Source organism: Variovorax sp. JS1663, from assembly GCF_002157355.1.
In the GTDB taxonomy this organism is placed as follows: domain Bacteria; phylum Pseudomonadota; class Gammaproteobacteria; order Burkholderiales; family Burkholderiaceae_C; genus Variovorax.
The window spans coordinates 1-1119 of sequence record NZ_LYMK01000140.1 but is presented as its reverse complement, the minus strand read 5'-3'; the positions used below and the strand labels follow the sequence as shown (position 1 = coordinate 1119).

Genomic DNA, 1119 nt, shown 5'->3' with positions numbered 1-1119 from the left:
CGCCACCGGTCTGGCGCAGCGTGCCGCCGCGGTTGTCGATGTCGCCGGCCGCCGTGATCTGCAGGCTCTGCGCCTCGATCGTGCCCTTGTTCTCCAGCCGGCCGGCCGCCGTGATCACGAGTTCGCCCGGGCCCGCCAGGAGCTGGCCGGCACTGCGAACACCCAAGCCGTGCTCGGTCCCCACCAAAAAGATCTTGTTTGCGAACATGCCTCCCAGATGGGCCACATCGAGGGCGAAGACGGGCGGCGCGCCGGTGCCGGTGGCAGGACTGATCTGCTCGTGATCGGCCGAGACCTCGTTCGCGCCGGTGACCACCTTGAGCTCATTGGCCCAGAGGCCGGCATTGACCTGCACGGCACGCGCCAGGATGGCGGTGTAGTCGGTACTTCTGGCATCCAGGCCCGCCCCGTCGATGCTGACGGTGCCGCCGCGCACCACGTAGCCGTCCAGGCCGCCGAAGGCATTGAGCTGCGGGGTGCCCGTGGTGAGCGTCGCCCGGCTCGCGTTGATGAATGTGACACCGTCAGCCGAAAGTCCGACTGGGTTTGCCACGATGACCTCGGCCCTCTGGCCCGCGACCTCGATTGCGCCGCGCAATTGGGTCGGGTTGCCGCTGACGACCTCGTTGAGGATGATGCGCGCCGGGCCGTTGGCGAGGTAGGGACTACCTTGCACCCACCCGCCGAGCTGGGTCTGCACGGCAGTGCGGCTGTTGTTGAGGATGACGCCCCGGGGCTGGACGTCGAACTGGTGGTAGAGGTTGCGCGAGACGCCGGCGGCGCTGGGCGTCTGGATGTTGACGAGGGGAAGGCCATTGGGCGCCACCAGCACCGTGGGACGAAGGCCGGGCGCCACGCCGGGTGCCCCCACGATCTGCGCCGCCGCGGGTACCGCAGCCAATAGCGCCGTCGCGAGCACGGCCGAGGTCGCCCCGCTGGCCTTGCCCGCACTCATGGCGGCTTCATGCACGACCATGCGCATGCCGCGTGCGGCGTTGAAGACGATGCGGTAAAGGTGCCTGTTCAAGTTCTTGATCTCCCTGTGCATCCGGGGAGACCAAGCTCATGGCTTCAGCGTTGTTGCTGCCTCGCTCCCGTTGCGGGGCGCGATTCTGGGGG

1 protein-coding gene is annotated in these 1119 nt (G+C 68.5%); it reads right to left on the bottom strand.

Features of this window, described 5'->3' with window-relative positions; all coding sequences use genetic code 11:
- Positions 1–1027, bottom strand: a 1027-nt coding sequence (locus A8M77_RS35000) for a two-partner secretion domain-containing protein (protein WP_143694927.1), incomplete at its 3' end; no start/stop codon positions are given.
- Between the last annotated feature and the right edge of the window lie 92 nt (positions 1028–1119).